The sequence below is a fragment of the Enterobacter sp. NFIX58 genome (assembly GCF_900110475.1).
Classification (GTDB): Bacteria; Pseudomonadota; Gammaproteobacteria; order Enterobacterales; family Enterobacteriaceae; genus Enterobacter; species Enterobacter quasiroggenkampii.
Genome location: NZ_FODW01000001.1, coordinates 846,567 through 863,892, shown reverse-complemented (window position 1 = coordinate 863,892; position 17,326 = coordinate 846,567). Strand labels below are relative to the sequence as shown.

General features: G+C 57.2%; 16 protein-coding genes. 7 read left to right on the top strand and 9 right to left on the bottom strand.

The window, feature by feature from the left end:
- Positions 1-9 precede the first annotated feature (9 nt).
- Positions 10-1,398, top strand: a complete 1,389-nt coding sequence (pntB, locus tag BMW97_RS04175; RefSeq protein WP_021241158.1) for a Re/Si-specific NAD(P)(+) transhydrogenase subunit beta — start codon at positions 10-12, stop codon at positions 1,396-1,398.
- 120 nt (positions 1,399-1,518) lie between these two features.
- Here pntB and uspE read toward each other — a convergent pair whose 3' ends face one another.
- The 7 genes from uspE to BMW97_RS04140 form a co-directional block, all read right to left on the bottom strand.
- Positions 1,519-2,469, bottom strand: coding sequence for a universal stress protein UspE (gene uspE, locus BMW97_RS04170; RefSeq protein WP_090392558.1), 951 nt, complete (start codon positions 2,467-2,469; stop codon positions 1,519-1,521).
- A gap of 109 nt (positions 2,470-2,578) precedes the next feature.
- On the bottom strand, positions 2,579-2,761 hold the full coding sequence (locus BMW97_RS04165; protein ID WP_223540366.1) for a hypothetical protein: 183 nt from the start codon (positions 2,759-2,761) through the stop codon (positions 2,579-2,581).
- Positions 2,762-2,908: 147 nt separating this feature from the next.
- Entirely contained in the window at positions 2,909-3,661 is a 753-nt protein-coding gene (gene fnr / locus BMW97_RS04160; RefSeq protein ID WP_006174991.1) for a fumarate/nitrate reduction transcriptional regulator Fnr, read from the bottom strand.
- A gap of 183 nt (positions 3,662-3,844) precedes the next feature.
- Positions 3,845-4,360, bottom strand: coding sequence for a methylated-DNA--[protein]-cysteine S-methyltransferase (gene ogt, locus BMW97_RS04155; protein WP_045910350.1), 516 nt, complete (start codon positions 4,358-4,360; stop codon positions 3,845-3,847).
- 10 nt (positions 4,361-4,370) lie between these two features.
- The gene (gene abgT / locus BMW97_RS04150) at positions 4,371-5,897 is read right to left on the bottom strand and encodes a p-aminobenzoyl-glutamate transporter (RefSeq protein ID WP_045910351.1); all 1,527 of its coding nucleotides are present in this window, start codon (positions 5,895-5,897) and stop codon (positions 4,371-4,373) included.
- A 41-nt stretch (positions 5,898-5,938) separates the two neighbouring features.
- Positions 5,939-7,384 (bottom strand): M20 family metallopeptidase, encoded by a 1,446-nt coding sequence (locus BMW97_RS04145; protein ID WP_045910352.1) that lies wholly within the window; start codon positions 7,382-7,384, stop codon positions 5,939-5,941.
- A complete protein-coding gene (locus BMW97_RS04140) occupies positions 7,384-8,694 on the bottom strand; it encodes a M20 family metallo-hydrolase (RefSeq protein ID WP_090392556.1) in 1,311 nt (436 codons plus the stop codon). The genes BMW97_RS04145 and BMW97_RS04140 overlap by 1 nt, the downstream gene beginning before the upstream one ends.
- Positions 8,695-8,869: 175 nt before the next feature.
- Between BMW97_RS04140 and BMW97_RS04135 the strand changes: the two genes are divergently transcribed.
- Both BMW97_RS04135 and smrA read left to right on the top strand, forming a co-directional pair.
- Entirely contained in the window at positions 8,870-9,781 is a 912-nt protein-coding gene (locus BMW97_RS04135; protein ID WP_045910354.1) for a LysR family transcriptional regulator, read from the top strand.
- 356 nt (positions 9,782-10,137) lie between these two features.
- A complete protein-coding gene (gene smrA / locus BMW97_RS04130) occupies positions 10,138-10,701 on the top strand; it encodes a DNA endonuclease SmrA (protein ID WP_045910355.1) in 564 nt (187 codons plus the stop codon).
- A gap of 27 nt (positions 10,702-10,728) precedes the next feature.
- Here the strand turns inward: smrA and BMW97_RS04125 are convergent, their stop codons facing one another.
- Positions 10,729-12,390, bottom strand: coding sequence for a methyl-accepting chemotaxis citrate transducer (locus tag BMW97_RS04125; protein WP_045910356.1), 1,662 nt, complete (start codon positions 12,388-12,390; stop codon positions 10,729-10,731).
- 143 nt (positions 12,391-12,533) lie between these two features.
- Between BMW97_RS04125 and BMW97_RS04120 the strand changes: the two genes are divergently transcribed.
- The 3 genes from BMW97_RS04120 (at position 12,534) to umuC (ending at position 15,240) form a co-directional block, all read left to right on the top strand.
- Positions 12,534-13,400: an aldo/keto reductase family oxidoreductase gene (locus tag BMW97_RS04120; protein ID WP_039025407.1), complete on the top strand. Its 867-nt coding sequence runs from the start codon at positions 12,534-12,536 to the stop codon at positions 13,398-13,400.
- A 159-nt stretch (positions 13,401-13,559) separates the two neighbouring features.
- Positions 13,560-13,994, top strand: a complete 435-nt coding sequence (umuD, locus tag BMW97_RS04115) for a translesion error-prone DNA polymerase V autoproteolytic subunit (protein WP_045910357.1) — start codon at positions 13,560-13,562, stop codon at positions 13,992-13,994.
- The gene (gene umuC, locus BMW97_RS04110) at positions 13,978-15,240 is read left to right on the top strand and encodes a translesion error-prone DNA polymerase V subunit UmuC (RefSeq protein WP_045910358.1); all 1,263 of its coding nucleotides are present in this window, start codon (positions 13,978-13,980) and stop codon (positions 15,238-15,240) included. Before umuD ends, umuC begins: the two co-directional genes overlap by 17 nt.
- A gap of 7 nt (positions 15,241-15,247) precedes the next feature.
- Here umuC and BMW97_RS04105 read toward each other — a convergent pair whose 3' ends face one another.
- Positions 15,248-16,144 carry a LysR family transcriptional regulator gene (locus BMW97_RS04105; protein WP_045910359.1) on the bottom strand — a complete coding sequence of 299 codons (897 nt, stop codon included), beginning with the start codon at positions 16,142-16,144 and terminating at the stop codon, positions 15,248-15,250.
- Between the two features lie 97 nt (positions 16,145-16,241).
- Between BMW97_RS04105 and BMW97_RS04100 the strand changes: the two genes are divergently transcribed.
- Complete coding sequence (locus BMW97_RS04100) at positions 16,242-17,297, top strand: SDR family oxidoreductase (RefSeq protein ID WP_045910360.1); 1,056 nt, start codon at positions 16,242-16,244, stop codon at positions 17,295-17,297.
- Positions 17,298-17,326: the final 29 nt, after the last annotated feature.

Here is a 17,326-nt window from a genome sequence, read left to right as displayed (position 1 = left end):
GGGTAGCATATGTCTGGAGGATTAGTGACAGCCGCATACATTGTTGCTGCAATCCTGTTTATTTTCAGTCTGGCGGGGCTTTCCAAACACGAAACGTCTCAGCAGGGGAATAACTTTGGTATCGCCGGGATGGCGATTGCGCTGATTGCCACCATCTTCGGGCCGGATACTGGCAACGTAGCGTGGATCCTGGTGGCGATGATCATCGGCGGTGCGATTGGTATTCGCCTGGCGAAACGCGTTGAAATGACCGAGATGCCGGAACTGGTGGCGATTCTGCACAGCTTTGTGGGTCTGGCCGCGGTGCTGGTGGGCTTCAACAGCTACCTGTACCACACGCCGGGTCTGGAACCGATTCTGGTGAATATTCACCTGACGGAAGTGTTCCTCGGTATCTTCATCGGTGCGGTCACCTTCACCGGCTCCATTGTCGCGTTCGGCAAGCTGCGCGGGAAGATTTCCTCTAAGCCGCTGATGCTGCCAAACCGCCATAAGCTGAACCTGGCGGCGCTGGTGGTGTCGTTTGTGCTGCTGGTGGTCTTCGTGCGTACCGAAAGCGTCGGTCTGCAGGTGCTGGCGTTGCTGGTGATGACCATTATCGCGCTGGCCTTCGGCTGGCATCTGGTGGCGTCCATCGGCGGTGCGGATATGCCAGTGGTGGTCTCCATGCTGAACTCCTACTCCGGTTGGGCGGCGGCGGCGGCGGGCTTTATGCTGAGCAACGATCTGCTGATCGTCACCGGTGCGCTGGTGGGTTCTTCGGGTGCGATCCTGTCTTACATCATGTGTAAGGCGATGAACCGCTCGTTCATCAGCGTCATCGCCGGTGGCTTTGGTTCTGACGGCTCGTCTACCGGCTCCGATGAGGAAGTGGGTGAGCACCGTGAGATCAGTGCGGAAGATACCGCCGAGATGCTCAAAAACTCGCACTCGGTCATTATCACCCCGGGCTACGGCATGGCGGTGGCGCAGGCGCAGTATCCGGTGGCGGAAATCACCGAGAAGCTGCGAGCGCGCGGCATCAAGGTGCGCTTTGGTATTCACCCGGTGGCGGGGCGTCTGCCAGGCCACATGAACGTGCTGCTGGCGGAGGCGAAAGTGCCTTACGACATCGTACTGGAGATGGACGAGATCAACGATGATTTCGCCGACACCGACACCGTGCTGGTCATTGGCGCTAACGACACCGTTAACCCGGCGGCGCAGGACGATCCACGTAGCCCAATCGCCGGGATGCCGGTTCTGGAAGTGTGGAAGGCGCAGAACGTGATCGTGTTTAAACGTTCAATGAATACCGGCTATGCCGGTGTGCAGAACCCGCTGTTCTTCAAAGAGAACACCCATATGCTGTTTGGCGATGCCAAAGCCAGCGTGGATGCGATTCTGAAAGCGCTGTAAGTTGCGTTGAAACGAAAAAACCGCCGAATCCGGCGGTTTTTTTATTGCCGGGTGGCGCTTACGCTTACCCGGCCTACGGTTTTGTAGGCCCGGCAAGCTTGCGCCGCCGGGCGTTAGGGGTCAATCGTCTTCCGGATCGTCGAGCTCAACCGGCGTCTGGTACTCATCCGGCTTGATAACCAGCAGGTCGCAGCGCAGATGGTCGATCACCTGCTCGGCGGTATTGCCGAGGAAGGCGGCAGAAATACCTGTACGGCCAATGGTACCGAGCACCACAATCCCCGCCTGCAGGTGTTCAGCCAGGTCCGGGATCACCTCTTCAGGCAGCCCTTTTTCCACGTGGGTCATTTTCTCATCGATGCTGAATTTCTGGCGCAGCGCTTTCATGGCCAGCAGATGCTGACCGCGGATCGCGTCGTTGTACACGCTCGGGTCAAATTCCGGCAGTTCAATGGCAATGTTAATCGGGGTGACCGGATAGGCGCCAACCAGATGCACTTCGGTATTATTGACCTGGTCGGCAAGCTGGATAGTCTCCTTCACCAGCTTCTCGTTCAGCGAATTGTGGTAATCCTCTTCGCTGGCGAGGTTTACCGCCACAACGGCTTTCCCGCCTTCAGGCCACGGCTGGTCTTTCACCATCCAGACCGGGCAAGGGCATTTACGCAGCAAATGCCAGTCGGTCGGGGTGAAGATCACGGATTCCAGCTTGTCGTGCTGGTGCGCCATCTTCAGCAGCAGATCGTGTCCACCGGCAACGACTTCCTGAATGATGGCTTCGAAAGGTCGGTTGTGCCAGACCACTTTAATATCAATGGGCACACCCGCTTCCAGGTAATACTTCGCCTGTTCGCGGATCCACGCGGTACGCTGGCTGATGACGCCCTGACGCATAGCGGTGCGCTCGTCAGGCGACAGAAGGGTGGTCATCTCATACGAGAAGTCATAGATCGGCAAAAACGCTTTGATTTTGCCACCAATCCGTTGATGTAAATACACAGCACGTCGTAATGCCGGCTGATCGTCCTGATTCGGATCGATTGCTACCAGCATGTTTTGATACTTGGCCATACAGGTCTCCTTACTACTGTCACCACAGTCTGTAATTAAAAGAGTAACCTATATATCCTGAATGAAACAGAGGGGAGGTTTTGCCAGATCAATAATTCATGAAAATTTATCAGAGGAAAAGCACCGTGGTCGTTACCGCAACAAACGCAATAAACAGCAGCACCATCACCGCTATCGCAAAGGTCGTGGAATCCTGAACGTAGGTTTTTTCCTCCCCCTTCATTGGGCCGACAAGCATGATCCAGATGAAGATAAAGGTCACGGAGGCAATCACGACTGAAACGAAAAACAAACTTTCTCTCAATTCATAACCTCAACGAGAACCTTTTGGGTGCTGTGTGGGGACGTGCTACGGTGAAAAGGTCAGATAAAGGACGGGGTGACAGGCCAGACCGCTAAATCAGGAAAATTTATCGGTCTGGCTGTATACGTATGGCGTTTACGCCACGTTGCGGGCGTGCCCGGCAAGAACGGCCAGCGCTTCACCGTTTTCGATAGTGATGTATTTACCCTTAACGGCCAGCATCCCGCTTTTCTGGAAACGACCCAGCAGACGGCTGATGGTTTCTACGGTCAGACCCAGGTAGTTACCGATATCGCCACGCGTCATGGTCAGACGGAATTCACGCGGCGAGAAGCCACGTTCGGCGAAGCGGCGGGAGAGGTTGTAGATAAACGCGGCCAGGCGCTCCTCTGCATTCTTTTTAGAAAGCAGTAGAATCATGTCCTGATCGCCTTTGATCTCACCGCTCATCAGACGCATCATCTGCTGACGCAGGTTAGGCATCTTGCCGGACAGATCGTCCAGGGTTTCAAACGGAATTTCGCAAACCATCGAGGTTTCGAGTGCCTGAGCAAAGCTCGGGTGATGGCCCGTACCGATGGCATCAAAGCCTACCAGGTCACCCGCCAGATGGAAGCCGGTGATCTGCTCATCACCTTGCTCGGTGATGGTGTAGCTCTTGATGGTGCCAGAACGGATAGCATAGAGCGATTTCAGTTCGTCTCCCGCTTTAAACAGCGTCTGCCCTTTCTGAATAGGCTTTTTACGCTCGATGATATTATCAAGCTGATCGAGTTCATGCTCATTCAGGGTAAACGGGATACAGAGCTGGCTGATGCTGCAATCCTGGCAATGGATAGCACAACCGCCAGACTGAATGCGTCGTATAATTCGCTTTTCCGGGATCATAGGTTTGCTCAAGCCTTAATTGATATTGGTCAATTTTAACATCTTTTTGGTAAGTACGTAAGCCTGACAAACCCTCAATAAGGACAAGAGACGACAATGCGTCGCCATCTTCTTGAAATTCCACAGCTTGATTATGGATTTTTAGCCTAACCGGTAGAAAATTAAGCACAAAAAGCCTGGGAACTAGAGCAAAAGATACCCTTCGTGACGCAGTAACCACTCTTTTCGCTGCACGCCACCGGCATAGCCGGTCAGGGTACCGTTGCGGCCAATGACGCGATGGCAGGGCACCACGATGCTGACCGGATTAGAGCCGTTCGCGGCGCCTACGGCACGAGCGGCTCCTGCGCGACCTAACTGCTCCGCGAGCTGGCCGTAATGCATCACCTGTCCGCAGGGAATGGCCCGCAGCGCCTGCCACACTTCGCGCTGAAAAGGGGTGCCTGCCGTGGCGGTGGGCAGCGTGTCGATGATGCTGAGATCGCCTTCGAAGTACGCCGCTAGCTTGTCGCTCAGTCCACCCGGATTGGTGGCGCGGATACGTTCATACCCCTGTGAGCGGTAGTGAATCGCAAGCAGTTCTTCCATGCGGTCGCTGTGCTCTTCCCACTCAACGGCGCGCAGACAAAACTGCTCGTCCGCGAGCACCCACAGCGGGCCAAGCGGCGTCGCAATCTTGTCTTCGAGTAATCTCAGCATCCTCATTCCTTTAGTTCAGCCTCGGGTAAATCCCCGGTCCAATCGGCAGGCCGACAAGATACCATGCCACCAGCATCACCAGCCATACCCCTAAAAAGATAAGCGGGTAGGGTAAAACCAGCGAATAGTAGGTACCCAGTTTGGCCTCGGGTTTATAGCGCTGGAGGAAGCCTAAAAACAGCGGAACAAACGGCGAAACCGGCGCCAGCGGAATGACCGAAGAGTCCGCGATGCGGAACAGGATCTGCGCGAAAGCCGGGTGGAACCCCAGCATCATAAACATCGGCACAAAGATCGGGGCCAGAATCGACCAGATGGCGGAACCGCTGGCGATAAACATGCACAGCAGGGAGGAGAGCAGCGCCAGGCCGACAAACGCCGGTACGCCGCTTAACCCGGCCGCCTCCAGCGCGTCGGTCAGGCCCACGGCCATAAACTTACCCATGTTGCTCCAGTTAAACATCGCCACAAACTGGGCCAGCGGGAACACCATCACGATAAAGCCCGCCATCTCCTTCATCGGTTCGATCATCAGCTGCGGCAGATCGCCCTGGCGGCGGATTTTACCGGTGGCGATACCGTAGGCGAGCGAGACGACGAAGAAAAAGAGGATAATCAGCGGCACGATGCCCTGGATAAACGGCGAAGGCAGGACGGTATGTTTAACCGGATCGCGCAATATGCCGTTTTCCGGTACCACCATCAGCGCCACCGCGGCAATAAACGCCAGCGAGACAATCCCCGCCACGCGCAGGCCGAAGCGCTGCTCTTTGCTCAGGGTTTCCAGCTTTTCATCACTGCGGCCTTCCCATTTACCCAGCCGCGGCTCGACGATCTTATCGGTAATCAGCCCGCCGACAATCGTCAGGACAATCACCGAGCTTGCCATAAAGTACCAGTTGTCGATCACGCTGACGTGCATGGCCGCATCAATGGTTTTCGCCGCCTCCGTACTGATGCCCGAGAGCAACACGTCGGTGGTCACGATCAGCAGATTGGCGGTAAAGCCGCAGCCCACGCCTGCAATCGCGGACAGCAGCCCCGCCACGGGATGGCGCCCGACGGCGAGGAAGATCAGCGCCCCCATCGGCGGCATGATCACCAGCGCGGCGTCGGAGGAGATATGGCTGAAGAAGGCGATAAACAGCACCATGTAGCTCGCGTAGCGCGCGCTGACGTGAGAAGCCATCTTCACCATCAATGCAGGCAACAGGCCGACGCGTTCAGCCAGCCCGGCGCCCAGCACCAGCGCCAGAATGGCGCCGAGCGGGGCGAATCCGCTGAAGTTTTTAATCACGTTGGGTAAAAACCAGTGCAGCCCTTCAATGCTCAGCAGGTTTTTCACCGCCACCAGGCTGCCGTCGGCCGGGCTGCGCACGCTGACGTCAAAGGCGGAGAGCACGGCGGTGGCGACCATCAAAATCACAATCAAATAGATAAAAAGCAGGAAAGGGTGCGGCACTTTATTGCCGATCCTTTCAACCCAGCCATAGAGCTTACCGGATGGGGAATGCGAAGGTATGGATGACATACTCATGGGCGTTCCTCGGGACTGTTGTGTTGTTGTGTTGTGTTTTTTTATTTTAAAGGTGACGGTGTCACGCCTCGTGGGATAGGACACTCGTACGGTTTTTCTTGTATTTGTTGTTCGAACTCTTCACGGCATTTTTTCAGCAGCGCGGCGTCTTGCAGCAGATTGAGCGCGGTCGCGCCCATCACTTTCCCGGCCAGCAGCATGCCTTTGTGGGCAATAGAGGTTCGCCCCTGAGATACCAGTTGCCAGGTGTGCAGCGGCGTGCCGACGGTAAAGCAGGGGCTGAAGCACTGGGCGACCGGCATTTTCCAGCTGACGTCACCCACGTCGGTTGAACCTGCCAGCACGTTGTCGGTGACGGCATAAGGCGCGACTTCATCCACCAACAGCGTCGCCTGATGACGACGGGCAAAGGCTTTACCCGCTTCACCACCCGTGGCGGCAATATTTTTCAGGCTGTTTTGCAAATCGTTGGGCGTCAGCGTGGCGCGGATCTCGCGGGCAAACTCTCGCTCTTCGTCGGTCCACTCCGGCGTGCCGTAGTGCTGCAGGGCGCGATACATCGCCGCCTCAAGCGTGCGGTTCGGCAGGTAGCTGGAGCAGGCTTTATCAAAGCGGCATTCGACGGTGGTTTCAGTCATCAACGCCGCGCCCTGGGCAATTTTCTCGATGCGCTCGTAGATTTGCTGCGCATCCGCCATCTCCGGGGCGCGGATCAGGTACAGCACCTCGGCCTGCGCCTGCACCACGTTGGGCGAAATCCCGCCGGTATCGGTAATGGCGTAATGGACGCGCGCTTTCTCGATAATGTGTTCGTTAAGGAAGTTGGTGCCGGTGGTCATCAGCGTCACGGCGTCCAGCGCGCTGCGTCCCAGGTGAGGGGAGTTGGCCGCGTGCGCCGCCACGCCGTGAAAACGCCAGGCGGCCTGAATATTCGCCAGCGTGCTGACGTTAAACATCCCGGCAAAGGCTTCCGGGTGCCAGGTGACGGCGGCATCGACGTCATCAAACAGCCCTTCGCGCACCATAAAGGTTTTCCCGGAGCCGCCTTCTTCACCGGGACAGCCGTAAAAACGCACCGTTCCGCTGCCGCCGTGCTGCTCCAGCCAGCTTTTCACCGCCACCGCGCCCGCAAGCGCCGCGGTGCCTAAGAGGTTATGTCCGCAGCCGTGGCCGTTAGCCCCCGGCGTGGCGGTTTGCGCGGTCGCGCAGTGTGCCTGCTGGCTTAACCCGGCCAGCGCGTCGTACTCGCCCAGCAGGGCGATAACCGGTTTTCCGCTGCCGAAGCTGGCGATAAAGGCATTTGGAATACCGCCTGCCTCGCGGGTCAGCGTGAAGCCTTCGGCTTCCAGCTCGCTGGCCAGCCGTTCGGCGGACCAGAACTCTTCAAAGCGGGTTTCGGGGCGATCCCAGATCGCGTCGGCAATATCGGTTAACGTCCGACATCGCGTATCGATCGCATCGGCAATAAAAGCGTAGTTCTCCTGCATTACACACCTCGCGTCCACGGGAAATTCAGCGCAGTTCGCGCCAGCGTTTCGATGGCGACAGGCATCACCTGCTCATCGAAGTCGAATTTTTCGTTGTGATGTCCGGCGCTCAAATCCGTGCCAAACACCATATAGGACGCCATGCCGCCGTTCTGCTGCACGCGGGCCATCATCAGCGTGGCGTCTTCGGATCCGGCCGGGGCTTTCACCTTATCGATGGCGTGAACAACCCCGGAAACCTGGCTCGCCTGTTCGCGCAGATAATCAACCCAGGCCGGCGTCGGCGCGCTGGAGGTGGCTGCCCCCATCAGGCGCATCTCCGCGCTCACTCCGTAGAGCGCCGCTGCGCCGGTAATCACCGCCTGCGCGCGTTCAAAGACATACTGATTAATCGCTTCGCTTTCACCGCGGGTTTCAACCTTAATCAGCGCATTCGCGGGCACCACGTTGCGTCCGCTGCCCGCCTGCATCACGCCGACGTTTACCCGGGATGCGCCGTCGCTGTGCGGGGCGATGCTGTGCAGGGCGAGGGCGGCCTGCGCGGCGGCGAGCAGAGCGTTACGACCGTCCTCCGGCTTACCGCCCGCGTGTGCGGCCACGCCGGTGAAGCTCACGTCGAACTTGGTGGTGGCCATAAAGTTATCGCTGCCGCAGATTACCGTCCCGGCAGGCACGCCAGTACCAATATGAATGGCCGTGAAATAGTCCACGTCATCCAGCGCCCCGGCGGCAACCATGGCGCGCGCGCCGCGCGTTCCTTCTTCGGCAGGCTGGAAGATCAGCTTGATGGTGCCGTTCAGCAGGGCTTCATTCTGCTTAAGCACCTGTGCCAGCCCCAGACCAATGGTGGTGTGGCCGTCGTGTGCGCAGGCGTGCATCATTCCCGGATTGCAGGAGGCAAACCCGTCGCGGAACGGGCGATGGCTGTCGTCGAGCGCTTCGCTTAAATCAAGGGCGTCCATGTCCACGCGAAACGCCAGGGTTGGGCCAGGGCGGCCGGTATTCAGGGTGGCAACAATGCCGGTAAAGCCGCCTTCAAACGGCGCCAGCCATTTCTCAGGCGCGCCTTGCTTGCGCGCGCGGGCAAATTCTCGCGCCAGGGTCGCGTCATCGGGCAGCCCCATCCGGCTTTCGGCATCGACGACGTCGCGCCCCATCGCCAGCGCGTAACCCAGCGAATCCAGGGTCTCCGCGACTTTCGCGGCGGTACGAAACTCTACCCAGCCGGATTCCGCAAAATGGTGAAAATCGCGACGCCACGCGCTCAACTGCGGGGTTAACGTCTGGATGTAGTGCGCCAGTGTGTCCATATCTGTTCCTGTCCTCATTAAAATATGTGAACTGCTTCACGCTGTGATAGTTTTTACTTATCACTAACCGATTTTTCACAGTTTTAACCGTTCAGGAATTACCCTCGCACATCCCTTTCCAGTAAAGTAGATGACAGTTTCTTTACTCTGATAAACAACGGTTATCGGTCGGGCTATGTCATTTCAGGTTAAATTCCATCATCTCCGGGCGTTTGTTGAAGTTGCTCGTCAGGGCAGCATTCGCGGTGCCAGCAGGACGCTGAATCTTTCCCAGCCGGCATTGACCAAATCCATCAAAGAGCTGGAGGAGGGCATGGCGGCGCAGCTTTTCGTGCGCAGGAGTAAGGGCGTCGCGTTGACCGAATGCGGCGAGGGTTTTTACCAGCGCGCCCGGCTAATTCTGGAAGAGCTGCGCGCGGCGCAGGATGACATTCGTCAGCGGCAGGGGGAACAGGCCGGGCAGATCAACATCGGGATGGGGGCCAGCGTTTCGCGCACCCTGATGCCCGCCGTCATCACCCGCTTTCATGCCCAACATCCGCAGGTCAAAGTGCGGATAATGGAAGGACAGCTGGTGTCGATGATTAACGAATTACGGCAGGGCGAACTGGACTTCACCATCAACACCTATTATCAGGGACCTTACGACCAGGAATTTACGTTTGAAAAACTCTTCGAAAAGCCGTTTGCGGTATTTTGTCGCGAAGGGCATCCGGCAACAGGGGCAACGTCGATTAATGAACTTCTGCATTATAACTGGACAATGCCGACGCCGCGGGGAAGTTATTATAAGCAGTTAGAAGAGGTATTTAGCCATCGCTCGCAAATACCGCGAATTGGTGTGGTCTGCGAAACCTTTTCCTCCTGTATTAGCCTGGTTGCGCAAAGTGATTTTCTAAGCATATTGCCGCAGGAGCTAGGGTGTGACCCGCTGCTGGCGCACCGCCTGGTCATGCTGCCGGTTGTCGAATCGCTTCCAAAAGCAGCATATTATTTAATTCAGCGCCGCGATTCACGTCAGACGCCCCTGGCTGAATCGTTAATTACACAGTTCAGACGGGAAGCGAGGAAAATAATCGTGGCGTGAAAGTGAGATAATAAAAAAACAGGATCTGCCCGACATCAGACAGATCCTCCAGTACACACAGCAGTGCGTCCTTTCGCCAATCCTGAGTATTATATCCATGAAGCAGGTATATTTAGGTATAACACCTTTCCCGCAAAATGAAAGGATATTGAGTGTTTGATTTTACGAAAATTTAACACAAATCACTTATTTCATCTTTGCTGAAATTTTAGTTAAGTCATATTTAAGTTTATTTTATAAATACTATATATATTCATCAGGTTAATATTTGTTGCGCACGACGGCCTGTAACGGTGATTGAGGCCTGTCTCGGGCGCAGGTATAGTACCGTCCTCAGTTGTAGCCGGAGGATATCCATGAACCCTGACGACAAATCCTTTTTTCTTGACGCCATGGAAGATGTCCAGCCGCTGAAGCGTGGCCCGGATATTCACTGGCAGCCCAGCCGCAATACGCGGACGCGCCAGGAGGTGGATAGTGAACAGCTGGATAACTTCCTGACGCTGGATTTTCTTGACCTTCTTCCCCTGGAAGAACCGCTGGCGTTCCAGCGCGAAGGGGTGCAGCAGGGCGTTATCGATAAGCTGCGCTCGGGTAAATATGCCCGCCAGGCCAGCTTAAACCTCCTGCGCCAGCCCGCCGAACGCTGCCGTCAGATGCTCTATTCTTTTATCTGCCAGGCCAGACGTGACGGGTTACGTAACCTGATTATCATTCACGGGAAAGGGCGGGAGCAGAACTCACATCCTAATGTGGTGCGCAGCTATCTGGCGCGCTGGTTAACCGAGTTCGAGGATGTACAGGCCTTCTGCGTGGCGCTGCCGCATCACGGCGGCAGCGGGGCATGCTACGTTTCACTGCGTAAATCCGATGAAGCAAAACAGGAGAACTGGGAGCGGCACGCCAAGCGCAGCCGCTAGCGGGCGATATTCTCGCCCGCCTGAAACTCAGAAGGTTTCCCAGTTGTTGTCGGTGGCGGCGTTTGCGGTTGCCGGGCGCAACAGCTGAGGCGTCTTCACGCTGGCCGGACGTGGAGCTACTGCTTTTTCTTTGCCGTTCAGACGAAACGCGGCCACCGCCTGGCGCAGCTGTTCGGACTGATCTTCCAGCGCCGCTGCCGCCGTGGCGGACTCCTGCACCAGCGCGGCGTTTTGCTGCGTCACGCTGTCCATCTGCGAAACGGCCAGGCTCACCTGCTCAATGCCGCGGCTCTGCTCGTCAGAGGCAGAGGAAATCTCGCCCATGATATCGGTCACGCGGGTAACGGCGGCGACGATTTCCTTCATGGTGGTGCCTGCCTCGCTAACCTGTTCAGAACCGGTATTCACCCGGCTGACGGAGTTCTCGATAAGCCCTTTGATCTCTTTCGCCGCCTGCGCGCTGCGGCTCGCCAGCGTACGGACCTCGCCCGCGACAACCGCAAAGCCACGCCCCTGTTCCCCGGCGCGTGCCGCTTCCACCGCGGCGTTAAGCGCCAGAATGTTCGTCTGGAACGCGATGCTGTCAATCACGCTGGTAATATGCGCAATTTGCTGCGAACTGTCGGCGATTTCGTTCATGGTGCGAACCACGTTATCCACGACGTGACCGCCGCGCGCGGCCGTTTCAGAGGCGTTTTTCGCCAGCAGCGTGGCCTGACGGGCGTTATCGGAGTTCTGTTTAACCGTCGCGGTCAGCTCTTCCATGCTGGCGGCGGTCTCTTCGAGCGAGGCGGCCTGCTGCTCGGTGCGGGCGGAAAGATCGTTACTTCCTGCGGCAATTTCGCCTGCGCCGGTGTAGATGGAATCGGTGCTTCCGCGCACGGCGCTGACGGTGGTTACCAGCGACTGCTGCATCTCATGCAGGCCCGCGGCCAGTTGACCCATCTCATTGCGGCCCGAGATAGCGATATCCTGCGTCAGGTCGCCCCCTGCAATGGCGCGAATATGGTTCATAATGGAGTGGAGTGGTTTTAACAGCAGGTGCTGTAAACCCTGCCAGATGACCACCAGAACCGCGATAACGGCCAGCAGAATTGCCGCCAGCGTCCACTGCATCTGCGTAAAGCTGCTCTGGTTCTCTTCGGTTGCGGCCTTCAGCAGGGTGTTGTTTTCGGCGCGCCAGCGGTTATAGACCGCTTCCATATCGTCCTGCGCCTGCTGCGCGTCCAGATCGCCATAGGCCTGATAGTTATCGGCGCGCAGATACTCAATCGATAAACGCATGACTTCGTGCATCTGGTTCCAGGATTTCTGCATCTCGTCGGTCAATGCCGCCTCCTGGCCCTTAACCTGCGGCAGTTTCTGCCACTCTTTGTTATAGGCTTCGGCTTTTGCCAGCGAGTCGCTTGCGGTGCCCAGCAGTTTATTGATCGCCGCAAGGGAAGCCGGGTCACGCTGGTTTTTCAGATAGCGGATCGCCACGCGGGTGACGGTGACGCGCGTTTTCACCAGCGTGTTCACGCTGTCGCTCAGGCTTTCCTGCTGGGCGTTGAGTACGCCGGAGTTCTGGAAGTTATGGCGATCGTTGCTGACGGCAGAGTAGAACAACCCTCCCGTGACAACTTGCAGCAGACAGAATATGGTGAGGGCAAAGATAATACCGGTAATCACGTGCAGATTTTTCAGCATAGCGGTCGTCCGTTAGAGAAGATGCAGGGTTACTTCATTACTATCGTCGTAGAGAATGTAAACTTTAATTAACTCGCGCTTAACTAAAGGCTCCCAGAGGGAACCTGTTGTAAATCCGGATCATTTTTATGAGGAAGGTCAACATGAGCAGCATTGATAAAAGCGGGACATACGCGCTCGGGACGCGGACGGTGAAACGGTTGGGCTACGGCGCGATGCAGCTGGCCGGGCCGGGCGTCTTTGGACCGCCGAAGGATAAGCAGGCCGCGCTGGACGTGTTACGCGAGGCCGTGGCGGCGGGGGTGAACCACATTGATACCAGTGATTTTTATGGCCCTCATGTCACCAACCAGCTGATCCGCGAGGCGCTTCATCCTTATCGGGACGATCTGACGATCGTCACCAAGATTGGTGCCCGTCGCAACGACAAAGGCGCCTGGCTGCCGGCCTTTTCCGCGCAGGAGCTGACGCAGGCGGTGCATGACAACCTGCGTAATCTGCAGCTGGACGTGCTGGATGTGGTGAACCTGCGGATCATGTTTAGCGCGCACGGGCCAGCGGAAGGGTCGATTGCTGAACCGCTCTCCACCCTGGCAGAATTACAGCAGCAGGGGCTGGTGCGGCATATTGGCCTGAGCAACGTCACGGCCACCCAGGTCGCGGAAGCGCAGAAGATGGTGCCGGTGGTGTGCGTGCAGAACATGTACAACATTGTGAACCGGGGTGATGATGCGCTGGTGGATCTGCTCGCGCAGCAGGGGATCGCGTATGTGCCGTTCTTCCCACTGGGCGGCTTTACGCCGCTGCAATCGTCCGGGCTGAAGGCTGTGGCGGATTCTCTGGGCGTCACGGCAATGCAGGTTGCGTTGGCATGGCTGCTGCAGCGTTCCCCGAATATTCTGCTGATCCCGGGCACCTCTTCCGTGGCGCATTTGCGGCAAAACCTCGCGGCGGGGGAACTGCAGTTGCCGCCTGACGCGCTGGAAACATTGAATACGCTGATGGACTGATCGTCACAGGCGCAAAGCCCGACATGCACTTCCGGGCTTTGCGCGTTTTAAATCTTCTGACACTTCAACGCGTTTGGGTTCGCTTCCGGAAATGACCTTGATCCCTGGCCATAATCCGTAATACTGTATTTATATACAGTATCTGGCGAGAAAGACATTATGGACACTCTCTTTTCTTATCATCCAAACCAATCTATTGAATTACCGTTGTTTGCAGAGCGTGTAGCCTGTGGTTTCCCCAGTCCGGCGCAGGATTATGTGGAAGATCGTCTCGATCTTAACCGGCTGGCAGTAAGACATCCCAGTGCGACCTATTTTATCAAGGTGAGTGGAGACTCCATGATTGGGGCGGGGATCGGCGACGGCGATCTGCTGGTGGTCGATCGTTCGTTAAATGCCGAACATGGGGATATCGTCGTGGCGTCGGTCGCCGGTGAGTTTACGGTGAAAGAGCTACAGACGCGCCCGGCTCTGAGACTTCTGCCGCATAATGCCCGCTATCAGCCGATTACCTTTCAGTCCGAAGAGGAGCTGCAGATCTTCGGCGTCGTCACCCACACGCTTAAAACGCATAAACATGTTCGCGCTGGTTGATGTGAACAGCTTCTATGCCTCCTGCGAGAAGGTATTCCGCCCCGATCTGGAGGGGAAGCCCATCGTGGTGGTGTCCAACAACGACGGCTGCATTATTTCACTGTCGCGGGAGGCAAAGCAGTTCGGCATAAAAATGGGTGAGCCCTATTTTAAATTCAAAGAAAAACGGTTTCCGGAACGGGTTTACGTCTTCAGTTCAAACTATGCGTTGTATGCCGACCTCAGCAGTCGGGTGATGCAGACGCTGACCGATCTCGCTCCGGCCATAGAAATTTACTCGATCGACGAGGCGTTCGTGAACGTTTCAGGGATCGGTAACTGCCTTGCACTGGAAGCGTTCGGACACCAGATGCGCACGCAGGTCTTTAAAAATACGGGCTTAACCGTTGGCGTCGGCATTGCCCCGACAAAAACGCTGGCGAAGCTGGCCAACTATGCGGCGAAACGGTGGGCCAGTACCGGCGGCGTGGTCGATCTGTCGGGCCGGGAGCGGCAGCGTAAACTGCTGGCAAAGGTTCCGGTAGAGGAGGTATGGGGCGTAGGGCGGCGCATCACGAAAAAACTGAACGCGATGGGGATTACCACGGCGCTGGAGCTGGCGGAGGCCTCCTCGTGGGTCATTCGCAAACATTTTAACGTGGTGCTGGAGCGTACGGCGCGCGAGCTTCGCGGCGAGCCCTGTCTTGACCTGGAAGAGTACACCCCCACGAAGCAGCAAATCATCTGTAGCCGTTCGTTTGGTCATCGCATTACGCAATATGAAGAGATGCACCAGGCGATTTGCGCCTACGCGGAACGCGCCGCAGAGAAACTGCGCGGCGAGCATCAATACTGTCGTTTTATCAGCGTGTTTGTGCGCACCAGCCCGCATGCGGACAACGAAATTTATTACGGTAATCAGGCTTCGGTCACCCTGATGACGCCCACCAATGACTCGCGGGATATCATCCGTGCCGCCACTGAAGCGCTGGGGCGGATATGGCTCGACGGGTATCGCTATATGAAGGCCGGGGTCATGCTGGCGGACTTTTTCAGCAGCGGTGTCGCTCAGCTTAATCTGTTTGACGACAATCGCCTGCGCGCCAACAGCGCGGCGCTGATGGAGATGATCGACAGCGTCAATCACTCCGGCAAAGGGAAGATATGGTTCGCCGGGCAGGGGATTGAGAAACCGTGGGCGATGAAGCGAGAGATGTTGTCACCGGCCTATACGACGCGATACGCGGATTTACCGGTGGCGAGGTAAAAGGCGGTTATTTTGTGGCGTTGTGGGTCGCGATCTCAGGCAGTAATTGCTCAATCACGTTGACGACCTTTCTGACGCGCTGCGGAATAAAGCGGGCATCAGGATAAACGGCATAGAGGAAGCGATCGGGTAACCGCCAGTCGGGCAGCACCGGTACCAGCGTGCCCGCCTGCAGAGCCCTGGCCACGAGCGGTCGCTGCATGCCGCCGATACCGATGCCTGACTCCAGCGCCTGCAGCAGCGCCTCACTGGTGTTGGCACGGAAAACGGTATTCACGTTGACCTCGACCGTTTCCTCGTCAGACATCAGGCGCAGGGGAGCATCCGGCGGAATGCCGCTGAACCGTACGTGTGGCAGCGTCGCCAGTTCGCTGACCGCGTGTACCGCCTGAAAACCGGGAGCGGCAAACAGTGCAGCTTCAATCCGTCCCAGCACGCGAGCCGCGTGCGCCTGCGGAGGCTCGCTGCTCAGCCGTATCGCGACATCCACGCCCTCCGCCACCAGATCGGCAAGGCGGTCATCCAGGGAAAGCATCAGCTGCAGCTCGGGATGCAGGCGCTGTAACGCCAGCAGATGCGGCAAAATGATCTGCCCCAGGCCGCTCGGCAACTGGACATGGACGCGTCCCTGAACGCTATGATCGACAGGATGTAAACGTCTCTCCGCTTCCCCCATGGCGTCCAGCACGAGCTGCATATCACGCCGGTAGCGTTCCCCTTGTTCGGTCAGCTTCATCGTACGCGTCGTACGGTGCAGCAGTACCACACCCAGCGATTCCTCAAGCGCCGCGATCTGTTGACTGACGGCGGACTGCTTAATACCGGTCTGACGGGCAGCCGCTGAAAACGAGCCCGCTTCAGCGACGCGCAGAAAGGTAGAAATGGCATTGAGCTTATTATTCATTTAATGATTTTGCTTATAAGTGCCATCGGTTTCATGGGATATCTCCAGAAAAAATAATATATCACACTGCGTCTGTCACCCTTTCCGGAGAAATACCATGAATAATAGGCAGCAACACAACGTCGCCCTGGTCGCGGGCGCCAGCGGCATTGTCGGCAGACAGATGGTCAACACGCTCCTGCACCATCAGTGGCAGGTGATCGGCCTTAGCCGCCATGCCGGGTCGCATCCTGACGGCATTCCGATGGTCAAGATAGATTTACTGGATGAAAAGGACAGCGCCCGGGCGCTGTGCTCCCTGGACGGTGCCACCCATCTCTTTTACAGCGCCTGGGCGAACGCGGCGAACTGGGAAGACATGGTTGAGCCGAACGTCACCATGCTGCGTAATCTGGTCAGCATCCTCGAAAAAACGGCACCTTTGCAGACGGTAAGCCTGATGCAGGGGTACAAGGTCTACGGCGCGCATCTGGGGCCGTTTAAAACCCCGGCGCGCGAAAGCGATCCCGGCGTACCGGGTGCCGAATTTAACGCCGCGCAGCTTGCGTGGCTCAGCCAGTTTCAGCGGGGGAAAGGTTGGCACTGGAATGCCATCAGGCCGGGCGTGGTAGGGAGTGCGGTACCGGGCAATGCCATGAACCTTGCGCTGAGCATTGCCCTGTACGCCTCCCTGTGCAAGGCGCTGGGTTTACCGTTGCGTTTTCCCGGTTCGGAACAGACCTGGCACAGTATCGTTGACCATACCGACGCCGGGCTGCTGGCCGAGGCAACGCTGTGGGCCGCCGCGTCACCTGCGGCACAAAATCAGGCGTTCAACGTGAATAATGGCGATATCTGGCGCTGGAGCGAGCTCTGGCCGCGCATCGCACGCTGGTTTGACCTGGACTCTGCACCGCCGGTGAGGCTGTCATTTCATCAGCTGTTTACGGACTATCGCGGCGTATGGCGCGAGCTTGCCGGAGAGCGGCTGGTGGAAGCGGATATTCTGCAGCTGAGCGACGGGCGGTTTGCCGATTTTGTCTTTAGCTGGAACTACGACATGTTTGGTGACGGGAGCAAGCTGCGCAGGGCGGGCTTTACGCAAATGCAGGCGACGGATGAGATGTTTTTCCACCTGTTCGCGCAGTTGAGAGCCTCGCGGATTATTCCCTGAGAACACAGGGCGTCCTGATAACCGTCAGG

Coding starts and splice junctions, on each gene's coding strand:
- BMW97_RS04120 (WP_039025407.1), top strand. CDS start 12,534: ATGAGCAGCATTGATAAAAGCGGGACATACGCGCTCGGGACGCGGACG.
- BMW97_RS04140 (WP_090392556.1), bottom strand. CDS start 8,694: ATGGACACACTGGCGCACTACATCCAGACGTTAACCCCGCAGTTGAGC.
- smrA (WP_045910355.1), top strand. CDS start 10,138: ATGAACCCTGACGACAAATCCTTTTTTCTTGACGCCATGGAAGATGTC.
- BMW97_RS04125 (WP_045910356.1), bottom strand. CDS start 12,390: ATGCTGAAAAATCTGCACGTGATTACCGGTATTATCTTTGCCCTCACC.
- abgT (WP_045910351.1), bottom strand. CDS start 5,897: ATGAGTATGTCATCCATACCTTCGCATTCCCCATCCGGTAAGCTCTAT.
- umuC (WP_045910358.1), top strand. CDS start 13,978: ATGTTCGCGCTGGTTGATGTGAACAGCTTCTATGCCTCCTGCGAGAAG.
- uspE (WP_090392558.1), bottom strand. CDS start 2,469: ATGGCCAAGTATCAAAACATGCTGGTAGCAATCGATCCGAATCAGGAC.
- umuD (WP_045910357.1), top strand. CDS start 13,560: ATGGACACTCTCTTTTCTTATCATCCAAACCAATCTATTGAATTACCG.
- pntB (WP_021241158.1), top strand. CDS start 10: ATGTCTGGAGGATTAGTGACAGCCGCATACATTGTTGCTGCAATCCTG.
- ogt (WP_045910350.1), bottom strand. CDS start 4,360: ATGCTGAGATTACTCGAAGACAAGATTGCGACGCCGCTTGGCCCGCTG.
- BMW97_RS04145 (WP_045910352.1), bottom strand. CDS start 7,384: ATGCAGGAGAACTACGCTTTTATTGCCGATGCGATCGATACGCGATGT.
- fnr (WP_006174991.1), bottom strand. CDS start 3,661: ATGATCCCGGAAAAGCGAATTATACGACGCATTCAGTCTGGCGGTTGT.
- BMW97_RS04135 (WP_045910354.1), top strand. CDS start 8,870: ATGTCATTTCAGGTTAAATTCCATCATCTCCGGGCGTTTGTTGAAGTT.
- BMW97_RS04105 (WP_045910359.1), bottom strand. CDS start 16,144: ATGAATAATAAGCTCAATGCCATTTCTACCTTTCTGCGCGTCGCTGAA.
- BMW97_RS04100 (WP_045910360.1), top strand. CDS start 16,242: ATGAATAATAGGCAGCAACACAACGTCGCCCTGGTCGCGGGCGCCAGC.